Consider the following 17958-nt stretch of genomic DNA (forward strand, 5'->3'; position numbering starts at 1 on the left):
AGCACTTAGCGTGAGGGACCTTTCAAGGGCCGGCGGCACCATCCTGATCGCCGATTTCGTGAACATTGACGCGGCCGGGAAGGTCAATATCATTGGCGGCGGGGTGCAGTTTCTGGGCTTCGATCCGGATACCGGGATCACCGCACCATTCTCGCTATTCGCCAATGTCACAGTGAGCCTGCCAAGTCTGGATGACGTCACTGCCACCGTGGAAGTTGCACTTATCGATGCCGACGGACAGCCCGTAACGGTGCCAAGTCAGGATGGTCAAGCGCCCTTGCAGTTCACTCAGACGGTTGATTTTGCGCACACAATCAACCCGGAAATTCAGGCCCCGCCGATGGGCTTCCCGGGAAGCTCAAATGTGGTCCTGAATTTCCCCAGTGGTCTTCCGCTACCGGTGGGCACCACCTATGAATGGGTGGTGCTGATGGACGGTATGCGGCTGGCATCCACAACGTTCTTTGTGCCCGGCACGGTTGAGGCCTAGCCACAGTTTAACCGGCTGGCAGCCCCTGAAAGCCTCGATGTTTCATGCCGACGTTGGTAGTCTTTGGCTCAATGGCAGCTCTGCCTCGGACCAGATTAGGAAAGGCCCTTCACATGAACGGGTTTCCGTTGGACTACGAAATGTACGAACTTGGCGATTTGATACTTCAGGGCGGGGCAACGCTCCGAGGGGCGCGATTGGCCTATAAAACCTATGGCAGTCTCAACGCCGACAAGAGCAACGCAATTGTCTACCCCACCTGGTACTCCGGGCGACATTGGGACAACGAATGGCTAATCGGGGAAGACAAAGCGCTAGACCCCACCAAGTACTTCATCATTGTCCCGAACATGATTGGCAACGGTCTTTCAAGCTCCCCCAGTAATATGCCAGCGCCCTATAACGCAGGCAGCTTCCCCAACATCACCTTCTACGACCAAGTTCAGGCGCAGCACCAGCTAGTAACTGAACACTTTGGTATTGAAACCTTGGCCCTTGTTACAGGGTGGTCAATGGGCGCCGGCCAAACCTACCAATGGGCTGTCAGCTACCCCGATATGGTGCAACGGGCACTGCCGTTCTGCGGCTCGTCCAAAACCAGCGAGCACAACTTCGTGTTCCTCGAGGGCGTCAAGGCAGCCTTGCAAACCGACTCCTCCTTCCAGAACGGCTCTTACACTGAGCAGCCAACTCGTGGGCTTCGCGCAGTTAGTCGCGTGTACGCCGGCTGGGGCTTCTCGCAAGCGTTCTACTGGGATCAGGTCTATAAGGACATGGGATTTTCAGCGCGTCTGGGCGCGGATCTTGCGTACTCCTCACTTGAGGACTTTCTAGTGGGGTACTGGGAAGGCCACTTCCTAGGCCACCGAGATGCCAACGACCTTCTCACCCAGCTGTGGACTTGGCAGCACGGCGACGTCGGGGCGACTCCCGGATTCGGGGGAGACCACATCAAGGCGTTGCAATCCATCAAAGCCAAGCTGATAGCGCTGCCGGCAAAAAAGGATCTTTACTTCTGCCCAGAAGATGAAGAGTATGCCTCCCAGTACATTCCCAACGGAGAGGTTCGCGTCATCCCGGGAGTCTGGGGACACTTTGCCGGAAGCGGAGACAGCCCCGTAGATGCGGCCTACATCAACAGTGTTGCCCAAGAACTATTGGATAGCTGACTCGCTTGGTCGGTGCCCGCAGCGCCTTGCGGCGAGGCCCCAATGGGCGTTCCCCTGCAGTTCATCTGGCCCACATTGCAGTGGCTTGCTCTGCAGGGACGTGAACTCCATACTCACGCAGATAGCGCCAATACGCCCATATAGGTGATCCGCTGGGGTGGAAAAATGCGGAAGAAGAAGAACGTACCGGATCCGGAGGCATGGACTATTCGAGATGGAGCATTGTGGAAAACCGCAGAACTTGCCTCCGCAGTCCTAAAGCGCAAACTCGGGGAGGAACCAACTTTTCCTGTCCCTTTTGCACTCCGCTTTGGTGGCGCCAGCGAGGGAGTTTATGCCCACGGCCCCTTCCAATTATTTGAAGTCCGCGCTGGCGGAGATGGAAGCTACGTCCAAAACAGTTCGGTGGTGGCCGCTACTGGTCGGGGAGCTGTCCCCTTCATGCTGGGATTTGTTGCCACCCAAGCTATCGGAAATGCTGCACGCCGAAACCATGCAAACAACCAGGCCCAGTTACAGTTGCAGACCATTGACCATGGGACTGTCGGGATCAGTAATTACGGTTTCTACCTGCACACACCAGCGGCAGTTCATGCGTGGCAGTGGCGCGACGTCACTCTCGCAGAACTCACCTGCCCCGGGCAACTCCGTATTCAGGGCCTGTCCAACCGTGGGTCCGTCAACTGGATCTTGGAATCCGACTGGGCTGAACTCATCTTCGTCTTTTGGGCCAGTGTTTGCAATCCAACACATCAACAATTTGTTACGAGAACCTGGCTGCCCCAAGAATGGGTAACGCGAGCATTTATTTGGTCAAAGTCCCACTCATCGGCCACTAGCGCAGGGTTCAAGGACCTTTACGACGGGCTGGAATCCTAAGCTGGCCTTCCACGTAGCTCCCGTTCGCGTTGTTCTTAGCGCTGTTCTTAGCGTGCGGCCGCACATCCCCAAGCACCGGGGCTACCATAGTGAACATGTGCGGAGCCTGCGATCCTAGATCGAATATAAATCCCGTCAAGCCCACCGTTGGCCTGTCTGCCGCGCCAGCCCCACCGGGCCTGCGCGGCACTCATAAACAACACGGTCGCCGCAGTCAAAGCGGTCGACACCTAAAAGCACTTCCCGAGCAGTTGGATCCCACACTTTGGCAGGACGGGCCAGTCGAAGCTGAGCTATTGATCACCGGCGGCCCCGTCATCACCATGGACAAAGACCGTCCTAATGCAGAAGCGGTTGCCATCCGCCAGGGACGAATCATGGCCGTTGGCTCAAAGGAAGAACTGCGCTCCCTAACAGGCACCAAAACAGAGGTCATTGATCTTGACGGCCGAACGCTGTTGCCAGGGCTCATTGATCCGCATATGCATTCCTCCATGGTCCAGCTCAACGACTGGGTTGATGTGAGCCCGATGAAGACACCAACGCAGGACGAGGTATTTGCGGCTCTCCGCAATGCCCCCGCAACCTCAACCGGATGGGTCTTGGCTCAGCAGTTCGACCCCAGCATCACCGAGGGCCACCCCGTTCTGAACCGTGAAGTACTTGACCGTCTGGTTCCTGACCGTCCTCTTCTGGTGCTGGAAAGCAACGGGCACATCGCCTACGTAAATTCTGTGGCTCTAGCCCAAGCCGGGGTGGACAGGGAGAGCCCCGACCCGCCCGCAGGAAGGTACACCCGCGACGAACGTGGTGAACTGACCGGACGCTTGGAAGAGTCCTCAGCCCTGGTTGCTTTCCGCCAAGGCATTCCATTCGTTACCGGAGATGCCGCCACAACCCGCATTCGCGAACTGCTATGGCATGCAGCAAAAAAGGGCGTCACCCTGCTTCACGACTGCGGAATTGGTTCAATCGCGGGCACCTCAGACTTAGCAGGATTACAAGATGCTCTCGATGCTGATTCACCCGTACGATACCGGGGGATGCTTGTTTCAACCGCCTATGACGCGTGGATGGACATGGGAATCCGGCCAGGATTCGGCAACGACCTGTTCAGGGTTGGCGGTATCAAGGCCTGGTCTGACGGTTCCAACCAGGCTGGCACAGGTTACCAACGCGAACCCTATCTGGGCCAGACAAGCCGGGGTTCGCTGAACTACTCACCCAAAGAACTAGCGGACGTAGTGCTGCGCGCGCACCTGGACGGCTGGCAGGTTGGGGTGCATGCCAATGGCGATGCAGCCATCGACGTGACCATCGATGCCTTTGAACAAGCGTTGCGCAACCATCCCCGTTCCGATCACCGCCATAGGATCGAGCACTGCAGCGTTATGCGCCCTGAACACATCGAGAGAATGGTGGGACTGGGGCTGTCACCGTCATTTTTGATCGGCCATATCCGCTGGTGGGGTAAGGCTTTCCAGGACAGGCTGCTGGGCCCTGAACGGGCCGCATTTTACGATCCGTGCGCCTCGGCTCTGAGCGCGGGCTTGCGGATCTCCCTGCATAGTGATTGGAACGTCACTCCGCTGGAGCCACTTCGCTACGTCCAAGATGCTGCCACCCGAATCATGGCCGAAGGTGGGGACGTCTTGAATATTAACGAACGCATTAGCGTAGAGGCAGCCCTTCGGGCCGTCACGATCGACGCCGCCTGGCAGTGCGGTGCGGACACGATCACCGGCTCGATCCAGACTGGTAAATACGCTGACCTTCTGATGTTGGAGGAAAACCCGTTGGAGGTCCGGGCAACATCGATCGACGCCATTGCCGTTTCCCAGACTTTCCTGGCCGGCAAAGTGTGCTCCCGGTAACTTCGTCCCCGCGCAGGCACTCGCCTGGACGGCTCAGCTTGGACGGCTCAGCTTGGAAGCAGGAGGCGTTGCACAGTAATCTCAACCCATGACCGCCAACAAAGCCAACCCCAAAAACACCGCTGCTAAGAAGAACGCGCAAAAGCCCAGTAAGGAATCAACCACCGCGGCCGGGCGCCCGCAGTTCTCCCCCGGGGACCTTGCACCAGCAACAGCTGTGGCCTTCGTTTTTTTGATTCTGCGAATCTTTGCCGTATCCGGCTATGACTGGAATACAGCGTTTGCGGTGAGTACCACGCTAAGTGTCAGTGACGGATTAGCTTTGGTCTTTGGTTCCCTCATGGCAGGTCATGTTCTTGTGGAGATTTTGCTGGTGGGCGTTCTTCCGCTTCTGATCGCGACGTTCTTGTGGTCCTCGAGCGGGCACCGGGCCACAGTGCTATTAGCTACCACTTTGAGCGCCGTCACACTGATTGCGTTGACAGTCAGTTTCCAAATTTGGTGGTTGCCGATAGCAACGGCAGCCGTATTCGTTGTGTTCGCGCTAACGCACAGGCTCTCGGTAAAGCACTGGCTGCGCCGCGTGTTTTCAGTGGCCATGGCCAGCGTTGGCGGCGTGGCCGCAGTGGCGGTATTGCTTGTTGCTGCTTTTGTCCAGACACCGTGGGTTCCCCAAGAGCACATCCAAACCACAGATGGCATGCTCATTGGCTACGTTCTCAGCGTGGATTCCGGTTACCTGAATGTGTTGACGCAGGAGCATGAATTTGTGATCCTGAACAGCGGCGATGTGCTTTCCCGCAAGTAGCACCCGCACGCAGCACCACCGCAGATAGTGAGAAAAAAGAGGGCACCGCAACCGTCGAGTAAATACTCAACGGTTGCGGGCCCTCGTTTTCGCAATCCAACGTTCCCTTTCGGAGACGCCGTTGGCAGGTGGGGTGGGACTATTCCGCCGCCACCATGACAGGCTTCTTGTCGCTTGAATCTGCGAGCATCGCCGTGAATTCCTCTTCGATGACCGGGTTCTTCTTGTAAGTCATCTTAGAGATGACTACTGCCAACAAGAGGTTGATCAGGAATGCAGGGACGATTTCATACATGGCATCATGGAGCACCGGGGTCTTGCCCCAAGCAAACACCACGATGGTTCCTACGATCATGCCCACCAACGCGCCGCGGGCAGTGAGCTTGCGCCAGTAAAGGCTCAGCAACACGATGGGACCGAATGCGGCACCAAATCCTGCCCATGCGAAGGACACCAACTCTAGGATGCTTGCTTCACGGTCCAAGGCAATAACGGCAGCAATAACAGCCACCACCAAGACGCCTAGGCGGCCCAGGGCAACCTGGCGTTTAGGCGAGGACTCCCGGCCGGTCATGTTGTAGAGGTCTTCCACCAAGGCGGAGGAGCAAACGATCAGCTGTGAGGAAATGGTGGACATGATGGCAGCCAATACTGCCGCCAGAACCAAGCCCGCAACGAACGGGTGGAAGAAGATCTGACTCAGTCGCAGGAAGACCGTTTCTGGGTCATCAAGTCCCATGGAGGGATTCTCAGCGAAGTAACCGATACCTACAAGAGCGGTGCACACTGCACCGGTTGCGGCCAGAACCATCCAGCCAATTCCGATCCGGCGGCCAACTTTGGCGTCCTGCGGTGAGCGCAGAGCCATGAATCGCACAATGATGTGCGGCTGGCCGAAGTAGCCCAAGCCCCATGCCGCGGTGGAGAAAATTCCCACCGCCCATACCAGTGCGTTTCCGTCGCCGAAGCCGGCGAACAGATTTAAGTTATCCGGATCAATGTTTTGCAGCCGGGTCACAGTAGCCCCAACGCCGCCGGTTTGAACAACGGCAATGATCGGTACCACTATGAGAGCCGCAAACATCAAAATCCCCTGGGCGACGTCGGTCAGGGTGGCTCCAATGAAACCGCCGAAGAGAGTGTAGGTCAAAGTGATAATCGTGACCACACCCATGCCGACCAAATAGGGCCAGCTGAAGGAAGCTTCAAAGAACTTTCCTGCCGCTACCATGCCTGAAGATACGTAGAAGGTGAAGAACACCAAAATGATCAGCGATGAGGCAATGCGCAGCCAGTGCGAGTTCTCCTTGAGCCGCTTCTCAAAAAAGCTCGGAATGGTGATTGCGTTTTGTGAGATCGCTGTGTAGGAGCGTAGCCGGGGGGCTACAAACTTCCAGTTCAGCCACGCGCCAATGGTCAGTCCAATGGCGATCCAGGCCTCCACCAAACCACTCAGGTAAATGGCGCCAGGCAGACCCATGATGAGCCATCCAGACATATCTGAGGCGCCTGCTGACAGAGCGGCAACGCCTGGCTTTAGTTCACGTCCTGCCAGCATGTAGTCATCGAGGTCATTCGTCTTCCTGAAGGCGAAATAACCGATGGCGAGCATTCCCGCCAGGTAAACCGCTATCGCAAGCAGTTGAAAAGCATGTTCAGTCACTAATTGTTCCTTTACATTCTTTGACGCATCATTGCGTTCATGGATAGCACCCAGAACAGCTGGATTGTCACAATGAATGGCGGCCAATATTTTTGACAAGTAGTTCGAACATACCAAAATCCTTGTTCACACGCGATGCTAGAAGCAGAGGACTATAACAATTCCCGGCCAAGTTGGCCATTTACCAGAACCGTGTGAGATCCTGCCCCAGCTCACTTAAGACGATAAAGTGTTGACATGAACCAGACCTCAGCCAAAAGCGATACATTACGTCAAGTGGTGGTGGCCATCAGCGCCGTCGTAGCGATCATCGGTTCCTTCATTGGATCCGGGGCCGCCGGTGGCACCCCGATACAAAATGCCTCCAACGGCGCATTAGCCGCCGATGCCACTCTTATAGCCCCCGATGGTCCCGCTTTTTCAATCTGGAGCGTAGTGTATTTAGGCCTGGTGGCCTACGCAATCTGGCAATTTCTGCCAGCCCAAACCAAGCAAATCCGCCACCGCCTGCTGGGATACCCCGCAGCGGCATCACTGCTCCTGAATGCGGCCTGGATCCTGAGTATTCAGTTCGATCTGCTCTGGCTGAGCGTTCCAATTATTGTTATATTGCTTGCGGTGCTGGCATCGATCTTCGTGCTGCTCTTGCGCTACCGTCCAAGCAACACTTGGGACGCTCTGATCACTGACGGCACAATGGGGCTTTACCTTGGGTGGGTGTGTGTGGCTACAGCCGCCAATGTTTCTGCCGTTCTTGTGGCCTCTGGCTTTGCTGGATTCGGGCTCAACCCCAATATCTGGTCTGTGCTAGTTCTCGCCGTTGCCGCAGCTGTGGGAATCGCCTTAGCCCTGTACGGTAAGGGCCGTTTGGCGCCCACAGCGTCGCTATGCTGGGGCCTGGTATGGGTAGCGGTGGCAAGGCTCACCGGTGATTTACTCTCTACTCCTACGGCAGTTGCGGCACTAGTGGCCACCGCTTTGGTACTCATCGTCACCCTCGTTGCACGCTTCCGCGCAACAAGTTCAACACGTTCAAGCCGTTCAAGTAGGCCAGCTGCCACGGCCTGAGCTCGAAGCAGAAGTCAGAAGTCAAAAGTCTAAAGTCTAAAGTCAGAGAACTCTAGCGAACGCTCCTGCCCACAGCTAGGGTATGGGCATGAGCAAGCATCCAGATGACAACGACAAAGACTTGATCAACGGCGCCCCTGCGGGTGACCCGCTTACCGAGGCCTATACAGGGATGGTTTCCCCTGACATCGAGGAAATCAACGAACACGCTGCAAGCCGCGCCAAGGAAGATCAGGTGGAACCGGACAGCATGTAGGAGCGAATCTGCGCTGGGGATGCGCCAAAGTCTGGCATTCTTGAATGATCATGGACATAGCCTCGAAAAGCCAGCGTACAGTGACCGTCTACTCCGCTCCCACCCGCGTCCTTGCTGCGGTTGCCTGGGCGTTTTGTGCTTTCTTTGCGGTGAATTTGCTCTTCACAGGCAGCCCTCTTTCCATTTGGCATTTCATGCCGTGGCTGTTCTTCGTGGCGTGGGGCATCTTCATTTTGCTGTGGCGCCCGCAGCTGCTGATTCACCCTGAGGGCCTATCCATCCGCAACCTTCTGCGCGACCACGAAGTCCCGTTCAGCGAACTCACCGCTGTGCGCGTCATGCAAACCGTCAGCTTTGACACCAGCGCCGGGCGCATTTCTAGCTGGGGAGCTCCGGGAGCCGGCAAATTGGGTCCTAAAATGCTCACCGGGACCGGAGGCGTGCGCACTATGGCGTCCCTACCCCACACTCAAGCGATGGTGCAAGCCGCGTGGGATAGCTGGGAGCAGTCCCAAACTCCCCTTCAGCAGTACGACGCCGGAACCTCCCTCCCCGATCACTCCGGCTACCAGCCCGGTGCACAACCAAAGGTGACTAGCAAGTGGAATGTACCGGCCGCCGTCGCCGGTGTCATTGTGCTGATTCTGGCCATTCTCAGCACGCTCATATAGACCACAGTGCGCCTAGAACAGAGTTGGCCTAGAGCAGAAACGAAAGGCCCGGCCCGCTCAAGGAGAGCGGACCGGGCCTTCATGCTGCGTTGTGAGTTAGGACTTGAAGCCCACAGTTGTCCAGTCAATTGATTCGAACTGGGCCGCACCGTAGTTGACCAAGCCCGTCTTGACACCCAAAGTGTTCGGGGTAGGGGTCATCGGGATCACGGGGGTGTAATCAAAGATCGTCTTGTCGATCTTGTTCGCCAGTTCAATGCGTTTGGCCGGGTCCAGCTCTGCGTTGGCCGCGCTCCACATCTCACCGAGCTTCTCATCTGTGATGCCGGTGAAATTCTGACCGGCATCCACCGGGTAGAAGATCGACTCCGAGGAGGCAACCGGGTAAGCGGTCCCTGACCAGGCGAAGCCGGTCATGTCGAAGTTGGACTTCAGCACGTAGTCCGCGAAGAACTTATCAGCCGGAACTGTGTCATTCTTCAGCGATATGCCCACAACTTTGAGGTTGGCCTGAAGCTGCTTGAAAATCTGCTCTGATACCGGGTTGTTGGCATCCAGAGTGTACGTGATTTCCAGCTTGGCGCCGTCCTTTTCCTGGATACCGTCGGCACCCTTGGTGTAGCCGGCTTCCTTCAGCAGTTCTTCGGACTTAGCTGTATCAAAACCAATAACAGCCGTGGCGTTATCTGTGTAGCCCTTCTGCCCGGGCATGTAAATGTAGCTGTTCTGGCTCGATACCGGTGCACCGATGGGGCTCAGACGGCTAGCGGAAATGGTGTCGCGATCAATGGCGCGAGCCACTGCCTGACGAACCAACACATCCGCCAGTGGTCCCTTGGAACCGTTCATGGTGACGTGGTTCCAGGTCAGGCCACCGGACTGCTGGATGGCACCGTCGGCACGCTTTTTGGCGGTGTCGTAGTTGTTCTTGTTGGTGCCGATGCTAAAGGCATCCAGTTCCTTGTTGGCGTACGCCTGGGCGAGGGCATCACGAGAAACAACCTTCATGATGATCTTTTCCAGCTTCGGCTTTTCACCCCACCACTTCTCGTTGGGGAGCAAAGTGATTACCTGACCGGCGGTGTCTACCTTATCCACCTTGAAGGGACCACTTGATGGCAGGGGCTTTGACTTGTAACCCTCGTTGAACGCCTTCACGTCGGAAGCAACGGCGGCAGGAAGCACAGCTGTTTGCACCGCACCGGCGGTGCTACCGCCAAGAATGGAAGGCCAGTCAGCGTTCTTGTTCTTGAAGGTGATCTTGAAGTTGAAATCCGAGTCTTCCTTGGTGACCGACTCGATGTCCTTGTAGACGTTGTCGCCAACAATCTGGTAGTCAGCGTTGGTGCCGTTGTTTGCCTTGATCGTGGCGTCGTAGTCCTTATAGGTGATGGGAGTGCCATCCTCCCAGACTGCCTTCGGATTCAGCTTGATCTCAACCACCTGGGGATCTTCGCTGGCCAGTTTAACTTCCGTGGCGTAATCCGGGTTCAGTTCCCAGCCACCATCGACGGTGTTGCGAACCGGGCCACCCGTTGTGGGGTCCAGCACCTCGCTACCGGCCTTGACGTTACCGTCCACCTGCATCGTGTTCCAGTTATCAGGCATCTGGTCCACGGCAAGTGTCAACGATCCGCCATCTTTCACATCAGCGTAATCAGCCACGGTCCAAGCCGTTGTGGGCAAGGCCCCCGTTTCAGCAGCGCCCTTGCTACTGTCCACGTTGGGCTTGCTGTCACCGCCACCGCCGCCTGCACTGCAGCCTGTGACCGTGAGGGCCAGAGCTAGAACTCCGGCGCCCATCATCTTCTTGATTTGTTGCATTATTTCCTCCCATTGGTGTTCCCCGGCGGATCATAGGTCTTGTTCCGCGGGGACTTTGGCTACGGTAAGTCTTTGAGGTTTTTCATGACGGTTATCATGAGGTTCGCAAGTTCAAACCCTTCCGGGCGTCATGAGTTCAATGTGCTCAGCGTGGTGGCATGCCACTAGGCTGCCGTCCATCTCGCTGCCTGCCACGTGACGTTGCGCCGGGTCCTCGGTTCGGCAACGTTGCTGGCCGGCCGCGTCCATCAGCTTGTACAGCGGGCACCTGGTCCTGAAATTGCAACCAGTAATGTCCTCCGTGGGGCTCGGCAGGTCCCCTTCGAGGATGATCCTGCTCCGGCTGCGTTCCACTGTGGGGTCCGGGACGGGCACTGCTGACAGCAGGGCACGCGTGTAAGGGTGCTGGGGGTTGTCGAAGATCTGCTCCGAGGCTCCACTTTCCACGATCCGTCCCAAATACATGACGGCAACCGTGTCCGCGATCTGCCGCACCACCGCCAGGTCGTGTGCCACGAACAAATAGGAGAGTCCCAGTTTCTCCTGCAAGTCCTGCAGCAAGTTAATGACACCGGCCTGGATGGAGACGTCAAGGGCTGACACAGGCTCGTCAAGGACCACAATTTTGGGGTCGGTGACAAGGGCCCGGGCAATACCGATGCGTTGGCGCTGACCGCCGGAAAATTCGTGTGGGTACCGCGAAGCCATTGACGGATCAAGACCCACCAGCTCCAAGACGTCCCGAACTTTTTTCAGGCGTTCCTTCGCGGGAACCCCGTGGACGCTCAGTGGCTCCCCCACCAGGTCTTGGACAGGAAGCCGAGGATCCAAAGACGCCATAGGGTCCTGAAACACCACCTGGATGTCCCGGCGCAGCGCCTTGCGCTCCTTCCCCGACAGGGTGGCTACGTCACGACCATTGATGGTGACTTTCCCGGCCTGCGGCGCGGTAAGTTCCAGAATCTCCATGATGGTTGTTGACTTGCCACAGCCAGACTCGCCCACCAAGCCCAGCGTTTGCCCGGACTTGATCTCAAAGTTGACCCCATCGACGGCCCGCACGGTGCCGATGGTGCGTTTGAATACCGAGCCCTTGGACAGCGGGAAGTGCCGTTCAAGCGCAGCTACTTCCAGCACACTTTCTGAGGCAACCGCGGCCCTTTCAGCATATGCCACCGGTTCAGGCACGGGATAGAGTTCAGCACGGTTCAGCTCACCGCTGGCAATTTCGCCAACCCGCAAACAAGCCGAAGAGTTCCGCGGATCATCAGCAATCACGTTTAGTGGTGGTTCAGTAGTGCGGCATTCGTCAATGGCCACAGGGCAACGCGGTGCAAAGGGGCATCCGGGTGCAAGATTGCTGAGCTGCGGTGGGCGGCCTTCCAGCGGAACCAAGCGGGTGTGCCCGGCCGTGGCCAGATTGGGCATGGAGCGCAGCAAACCAATGGTGTAGGGCATGGAGGGTGCGTGGAACACCTGATCAACGGTTCCGGTTTCAACGATTCGCCCGGCATACATCACGGCCAGTCTGTCCGCATTGCCGGCCACAACACCCAAATCGTGGGTGATGAGCACAACCGCAGCCCCTGTCAGGTCCTTGGCTTTCTGCAGCACTTCCAGGATCTGCGCCTGGATGGTGACATCCAAGGCGGTGGTGGGTTCATCAGCAATGATGAGACGCGGATTGTTGGCGATGGCAATGGCAATCATGGCGCGTTGGCGCATGCCACCGGAAAATTCGTGCGGGAATGCCTGGGCGCGGCGCTCCGGGTTGGGAATGCCCACCACTTTGAGCAGTTCCACCGCACGGACATTGGCCGCAAGCTTGGAGAGCTTCCTGTCGTGAAGCTGCAACGATTCCGCGATCTGCGAACCGATCGTGTAAACCGGGGTCAGCGCGGATAACGGATCCTGGAAAATAATTGAAATGCCATCGCCACGCAGCTTGGACATTTCCCTGTCATTGCGGCCCAGCAACGATTTCCCCTCAAAAAGGATGTCCCCGGTGACTTTCGCAGATGAGGGCAGCAACCCCATGACGGCCAGCGACGACACTGACTTTCCGGAGCCTGACTCGCCCACAATACCCAGGAATTCCCCCTTGTCCACGTGGTAGTTCACCCCACGTACAGCTGTGACGGCACCGTTGGGCTGCGGGAAAGTAACGCTCAGATCCCGCACTTCCAAGAGATGCTTGGACAGGTTCGACGGCGTTGGTTCAGTGTGTGCACGGGTTTGCGGTACCGCTGCGCTCACGTTTGGAGAGGCGTTCTTGGTCAAATTATCAGTCACGGTTGACTCCGGAGGTTGGGTCGACGGCGTCGCGCAAGGCATCGCCGACAAGGCTGGCCGAGAGCACCGTAAATACGAGAATGGCGGCTGGGAAGATGAAGAGCCACGGACGGGTGGAGGCAGCACCCTGGCCTGCAGAGAGCAAAGTACCCAAGGAAACATCGGGTGCCTGAATGCCGAAGCCAAAGAAGCTCAGTGTGGTTTCACTGAGAATCGCCCCACCAACGCCGAGCGTTGCATCGATGATCAGCAGCGAGGACACGTTCGGCAACACGTGCCTGCGGATAATGGTCCACGTGTCAACACCCATGAAGCGGGCCGCTTTAATGAAGTCTCGATCACGCAGGGACCGGGTCTGGGCACGGATTACTCGAGCCATGATCATCCAGCCAAAAGCTGAGAGCAAGAAGATCAGCGCCACCCAGGACAGCGACTTGAAGATGGGGCTGAGCAGGATGAACAGGAATAAACTCGGCAACACCAGGAGCAAATCGATGACCCAGACAATTGCGCGGTCCCACCAGCCACCAAGGTAACCGGCCACGGCTCCCACCACACCGGCAACAATCGCCGCCAGTGGGCCCACCAGCAATCCGATGATGAGCGATTTGCGCAAGCCAACAATCGTTTGGGCGTAAATGTCTTCACCAATGTCACTGGTACCAAACCAGTGCAGGCCTGTTGGGCTGGAGCCCATGTTGTAAACGTCAAGATCGGTGGCATTCCACGCGTTGGGAACCAACCCAAAAATGGCCCACAAGATGATGGTGAGCAGGCCAATGATGCCCACCCAGAAGCGCGGCGTGCTGCGCAGACGGGACACCACCAGGCGGAGTCGGGACACGGGCTTCTTGGAATGGAGCACTTCGGGGTTGGCTGCCGCAGTGTCTGCGACGGGGATTTCTTCAAGCATGGCCATGGTTACACCCTCACTCTCGGGTCAAGGGCTGCGTACACAATGTCGGCAAGTGTGCCGGCGATCAGGATCAGGATGGCATTGAATAAAATGGCACCGGTAAAGGCATTGATATCACTCTGGGTGATTGCTTGGACAAGCATCTCCCCCATGCCGTGCCAGCTGAAGACCAGCTCCGTTACAGCCGCACCGGCCAGGACGGTGGCGAAGGAGTAGGCAAAGTATGTTGACATGGGAATCAGAGCCACCCGGACACCGTGCCGGACCAAGGCAGAACCGCGGGTTCGCCCTTTGGAACGTGCTGTACGGATGTAGTCAGCAGCGAGTACGTCCAACATGGCGCTTCGCTGGTATCTGGAATACCCGGCCGCGCCCAAGAGTGCCAAGGAAATGGTGGGAAGCAGCAAGTGAGCGGCACGGTCCCAGAAGTGGACCCAGAAACCGCCATCCAGCCCTGCCGTGTATTCGCCCGTGAAGTTGATCAGTTGCAAGCCCAGGAAGTTGTTCAGCATGGTTGCCACGATCATCAGCAAAATACCCAACACAAATGAGGGTGTGGCAAGAACAGTAAAGGATGCGTAGGAGATGGTCTGGTCACTGAACTTGTATTGGCGCACAGCCCCCCACACGCCGATAGCCACGCCCACAATAGCGGCGATGATGGTGCCAAGAATCAGCAAACGGAGGCTGGTGCCTGCTCGTGCTGTCATTTCACTGATAACAGAGGTGTTGTGGATGGTGTCCCCGAGTGAGCCATGGGCAACCAGGTTCACAATCCACGCCCAGAGCCGCTCAATGACGGGAGTGTTTGGGTTGACGCCCAGATTGTCCAGAATCGCGTTGATGGTTTCATCGGAAGGCCGGGGGTTTCGTCCCAAGTACCTGCTGGCCGGGTTCAGGATCACGCTAGCCAAAACATATGCACTCAACGTAGCGATGGCTGACAAGATCGCGTAGTTGATAAACCGTTTTGCTATGAAACCGATCATGGGATCAGCCTCCACAGCACAGCAGATGCGGCATCAGTGTGACGATGCGCCATCCGCTGTTTGGGTGGGTGCAATGGCATTTAATCATCCTTAAAAGCTGGCCCGGCACACTGACCGTGGTTGACGATCTGTTAGCAACGGGGGTTTGTTCGGTTTCTTCGTGAAGTGGGAAATGTGATCTCACCAACACGTCGTCAGGCAAATGTACCCCAGCTCACACCGGGCTTTCTCGAACAAAAAGTGCGGACTATCCAAAAGGACTACTGTTCGGTAACCCCCGGCAGTATCGCCAATCATGGATTCGCTGCCATGACGCGGAAGCTGCCGTTTAGCAGCAGCAAAAACGTGACAGAAGCGTTATCTGCCCCAAGCCATCTGAGCACCGACACTGATCCGGCCAAATGGAACCCTCGATGCGCTTGTTGACACATTTTCAAGAATATGGAGGCACTTCTACGTGAAGGTACACCCCGGATGTAAGGTAAGTCACTAGAACTATCCGGAAATTGGCAACCGGAAAGGAGAGTTCATGCCTGCACAGAAAAACAGGAACAAGCTCTCCGTGCCGGAGGCCCCGGAGGCCCTGGAGGCGTCATGCGTACCTGCTGCACCGAACGGCACAGAGGCGCAGACGTATGCAGTGCACAGAGAGAATGGGAGCGTTCTGGCCCAGATTTTGATGGATCCGCGGCGGTCCTGCACAGTTGTTGTCATCTCCTATATCAATGCCGATGTGCTGCGCATAGATGCTGCACGGGTTGCTGCGCAGGTGGGAAGCGCAGCACAAGTGTTTGAAGTTGCCAACGGTGTTGAGACGCATCGCTTAGAACGGGCGTTACCTGAACTGATGCACATATTTGGCACCGGGGCCCGTGTGTATCCCCACGGACACCAGTGGACCACCAGGACACCACGGCCGCATGTTCCCCGGCGCCGCGACCAGGTGGCTGCCCTGTACCAGGCCCTTGAGCTGGAAGTCTTGGCAGCAGAGTACTCAAATGCCCCCGCCACCCTGCCGGTCTCAGTTATTTCCGAGGCTTTGGTCATGGGCTTTCCGGCCGCAGACAGGGCTGTGGTGGAGGTGCTTCCCGGTGGGGAACAAGCTGTTATTCGCGGTGAAGACCTTCTGCCGGGAGTGCCAGTGAGCTGGCTCGTGAACAAGGGTCAACGGCTGACGGGACTCCACAACCCTGGGACTCACGTTTTCGACATCAACTCACTCCTGCTCCCCCGGCCCTCTCCGGTGTCCGTCTACAAACATGGTGATGTGGCACTTGCTCGGGTCAACTCGGTGTGCGCGGAACATGCCCTGGTGCATCTGTGGCCCAATAACGACTTCCGGATTGGAGTCGAGAGTATTTCATCCAATGATTTGGACTCCGCCGAAGACCTCCTGACTGAGGGTGAGGTGGTACGGGTGCGGGTCTTATATGAGAACGGTGCCGTGCGTCTGTCCATGCTTGACGTGGACGACGACGAAACGGCAGTACCAGCCCCGGCGCTGGTTCGTGGGGGCCCGGCCTGGCTTGACTACGACAGACCCTATACGAGCATCTTCACCGCAGGTTCCGCCGTTACCGGCACTACCCCAGACGGACTGAACGCCACCTCGCAGACTGGCTCTTCCGGCGTCGACCATGACGAAAAAGAGTCACTGCTCAGCCCGGCCCAACGCCGCACGGCCCTGCAAAGCACACAGATGCAACTGGTTTCGGCACGGCGCACCATCGATGATCTTGTGGCGGCGGCCAAACAGCAAGGCGCCACTGACAAGGTGGCACGGGCATTGCAGGACCAATTGGAAGATGAGCGCCGGGATTCTGCTGGATTGGCGCGTCGCCTGGGCACCGCCGAACACCAAATGGAGGCCATCCGGGAAGAGCTGGCTAGGACCAAGACTGCGCTGGTGCAGCTTCGCCAGCAGCGGCGTTCAGCAACCTCGCGCACTGAAATGGCAGCGGAGACACTGTTTACGGATCCTGCTAACCAATTCACTTACGATTTATTGCAGGCATGGGCTAGGAGTGTTCCCCCTGCTGAGAAGGACGCCCATCCGCTAGGAACATACAGTTGCAACCCGCAGTTTCTGGCCTCATGGCTCGCCATCACCGAGCAGCAGCGCAGCAAAACTCTCCGGGCAGTGGTGGATCTGGTGGCGGAGAGAACAGGAGCGCTGCGCAAGCGTGAACCACATGTGCTTCGCCTCAATGAAGGTGCCCACGCCAAACCAACCATGCGTGGGGAAGACGTCTGCATGAGGCTGTATGTGGAACAACGAACTGCTGGGGCACTGCGCCTGCACTATTGGAAACTACGCTCCGGCGGTGTGGAACTCCATGAGGTGGTCTCGCACAACGTAGTCAAGCCATAGACTGATCTTTGCTCGAGCCACCAGCGGCTCCCGACGGCTACACTGGACCACGCTGCTACGCGCCAGGTGCGAAAAACGTATCGGTCCTGTTGAGCGTGAAAAAAGTGGAAGGAATTGTGCCCGCTATGGATGAAAAAATTGAGTTGGTCAGGTTGCTGGATGACAATGGTACTGAAATAGGCACAGCCAACAAGGCCCTTGTGCACACTCCTGACACGCCTTTACATTTGGCCTTCTCCTGCCACCTTTTTGACGCCGAGGGCCGGACGCTACTGACCCGGCGGGCCTTGTCGAAAGTGACGTGGGCAGGAGTCTGGACAAATTCTTTCTGCGGTCATCCAGCACCGGGTGAAACCTTCGAGGAGGCAATTATCCGGCGCGCAGCGGTGGAGCTGAACATTACAGTGAAGAACATTCAACCAGCCCTTCCCGGCTTCCGGTACCGGGCCACTGATGCTTCCGGGATCGTGGAAAACGAAGTATGCCCCGTTTACACGGCCGTCTATGCTGGCGAAGGCGAAATTTCACCCAACCCTGAGGAAGTGTGCGACTGGGCTTGGGCAGCTGTTGTTGACGTTGAAGAAGCCGCAACAGCTACGCCTTTCGCCTTTAGTCCATGGCTGGTTGAGCAGCTTCACGAAGGTGTCTACACGGGCGGGCGCCTACCTGTTTGAACGTGGCGGCAAAT

General features: G+C 57.2%; 15 protein-coding genes. 10 read left to right on the forward strand and 5 right to left on the reverse strand.

Going from position 1 to position 17958, the window contains the following annotated elements; translation table 11 throughout:
• Nucleotides 1-10 precede the first annotated feature (10 nt).
• The 5 genes from QMG40_RS08980 to QMG40_RS09000 all read left to right on the forward strand — a co-directional run bounded on the left by QMG40_RS08980 (nucleotide 11) and on the right by QMG40_RS09000 (nucleotide 5220).
• Complete coding sequence (locus QMG40_RS08980; RefSeq protein ID WP_283530674.1) at nucleotides 11-490, forward strand: DUF6941 family protein; 480 nt, start codon at nucleotides 11-13, stop codon at nucleotides 488-490.
• A 113-nt stretch (nucleotides 491-603) separates the two neighbouring features.
• Nucleotides 604-1659 (forward strand): alpha/beta fold hydrolase, encoded by a 1056-nt coding sequence (locus tag QMG40_RS08985; RefSeq protein ID WP_283530676.1) that lies wholly within the window; start codon nucleotides 604-606, stop codon nucleotides 1657-1659.
• Between the two features lie 165 nt (nucleotides 1660-1824).
• Nucleotides 1825-2538 carry a hypothetical protein gene (locus QMG40_RS08990; RefSeq protein WP_283530678.1) on the forward strand — a complete coding sequence of 238 codons (714 nt, stop codon included), beginning with the start codon at nucleotides 1825-1827 and terminating at the stop codon, nucleotides 2536-2538.
• Nucleotides 2539-2789: 251 nt separating this feature from the next.
• On the forward strand, nucleotides 2790-4412 hold the full coding sequence (locus tag QMG40_RS08995; RefSeq protein ID WP_283530680.1) for an amidohydrolase: 1623 nt from the start codon (nucleotides 2790-2792) through the stop codon (nucleotides 4410-4412).
• An 88-nt stretch (nucleotides 4413-4500) separates the two neighbouring features.
• A complete protein-coding gene (locus QMG40_RS09000) occupies nucleotides 4501-5220 on the forward strand; it encodes a hypothetical protein (RefSeq protein WP_283530682.1) in 720 nt (239 codons plus the stop codon).
• Nucleotides 5221-5359: 139 nt separating this feature from the next.
• Here the strand turns inward: QMG40_RS09000 and putP are convergent, their stop codons facing one another.
• The gene (putP, locus tag QMG40_RS09005; RefSeq protein WP_283530684.1) at nucleotides 5360-6883 is read right to left on the reverse strand and encodes a sodium/proline symporter PutP; all 1524 of its coding nucleotides are present in this window, start codon (nucleotides 6881-6883) and stop codon (nucleotides 5360-5362) included.
• A 237-nt stretch (nucleotides 6884-7120) separates the two neighbouring features.
• Between putP and QMG40_RS09010 the strand changes: the two genes are divergently transcribed.
• The 3 genes from QMG40_RS09010 to QMG40_RS09020 all read left to right on the forward strand — a co-directional run bounded on the left by QMG40_RS09010 (nucleotide 7121) and on the right by QMG40_RS09020 (nucleotide 8878).
• Nucleotides 7121-7951, forward strand: coding sequence for a tryptophan-rich sensory protein (locus QMG40_RS09010; protein WP_283530687.1), 831 nt, complete (start codon nucleotides 7121-7123; stop codon nucleotides 7949-7951).
• Nucleotides 7952-8039: 88 nt separating this feature from the next.
• Nucleotides 8040-8207, forward strand: a complete 168-nt coding sequence (locus tag QMG40_RS09015) for a hypothetical protein (protein ID WP_283530689.1) — start codon at nucleotides 8040-8042, stop codon at nucleotides 8205-8207.
• Between the two features lie 50 nt (nucleotides 8208-8257).
• Nucleotides 8258-8878 carry a PH domain-containing protein gene (locus QMG40_RS09020; protein WP_283530691.1) on the forward strand — a complete coding sequence of 207 codons (621 nt, stop codon included), beginning with the start codon at nucleotides 8258-8260 and terminating at the stop codon, nucleotides 8876-8878.
• A gap of 96 nt (nucleotides 8879-8974) precedes the next feature.
• On the opposite strand, the gene QMG40_RS09025 is transcribed toward QMG40_RS09020, so the two are convergent.
• From QMG40_RS09025 to QMG40_RS09040, 4 genes are all read right to left on the reverse strand, one after another.
• On the reverse strand, nucleotides 8975-10702 hold the full coding sequence (locus QMG40_RS09025) for an ABC transporter family substrate-binding protein (protein WP_283530693.1): 1728 nt from the start codon (nucleotides 10700-10702) through the stop codon (nucleotides 8975-8977).
• A gap of 111 nt (nucleotides 10703-10813) precedes the next feature.
• Nucleotides 10814-12904, reverse strand: coding sequence for an ABC transporter ATP-binding protein (locus QMG40_RS09030; RefSeq protein WP_283530872.1), 2091 nt, complete (start codon nucleotides 12902-12904; stop codon nucleotides 10814-10816).
• A gap of 82 nt (nucleotides 12905-12986) precedes the next feature.
• Nucleotides 12987-13913 carry an ABC transporter permease gene (locus tag QMG40_RS09035; protein WP_283530695.1) on the reverse strand — a complete coding sequence of 309 codons (927 nt, stop codon included), beginning with the start codon at nucleotides 13911-13913 and terminating at the stop codon, nucleotides 12987-12989.
• A gap of 2 nt (nucleotides 13914-13915) precedes the next feature.
• Nucleotides 13916-14899: an ABC transporter permease gene (locus tag QMG40_RS09040; protein WP_283530697.1), complete on the reverse strand. Its 984-nt coding sequence runs from the start codon at nucleotides 14897-14899 to the stop codon at nucleotides 13916-13918.
• Nucleotides 14900-15428: 529 nt separating this feature from the next.
• On the opposite strand from QMG40_RS09040, the gene QMG40_RS09045 reads away from it, so the two are divergent.
• Nucleotides 15429-17270, forward strand: a complete 1842-nt coding sequence (locus QMG40_RS09045) for a hypothetical protein (protein ID WP_283530699.1) — start codon at nucleotides 15429-15431, stop codon at nucleotides 17268-17270.
• Nucleotides 17271-17395: 125 nt separating this feature from the next.
• Nucleotides 17396-17944 (forward strand): isopentenyl-diphosphate Delta-isomerase, encoded by a 549-nt coding sequence (gene idi, locus QMG40_RS09050; protein ID WP_283530701.1) that lies wholly within the window; start codon nucleotides 17396-17398, stop codon nucleotides 17942-17944.
• Nucleotides 17945-17958 lie beyond the last annotated feature (14 nt).

Source organism: Arthrobacter antibioticus (assembly GCF_030063205.1).
In the GTDB taxonomy this organism is placed as follows: domain Bacteria; phylum Actinomycetota; class Actinomycetes; order Actinomycetales; family Micrococcaceae; genus Specibacter.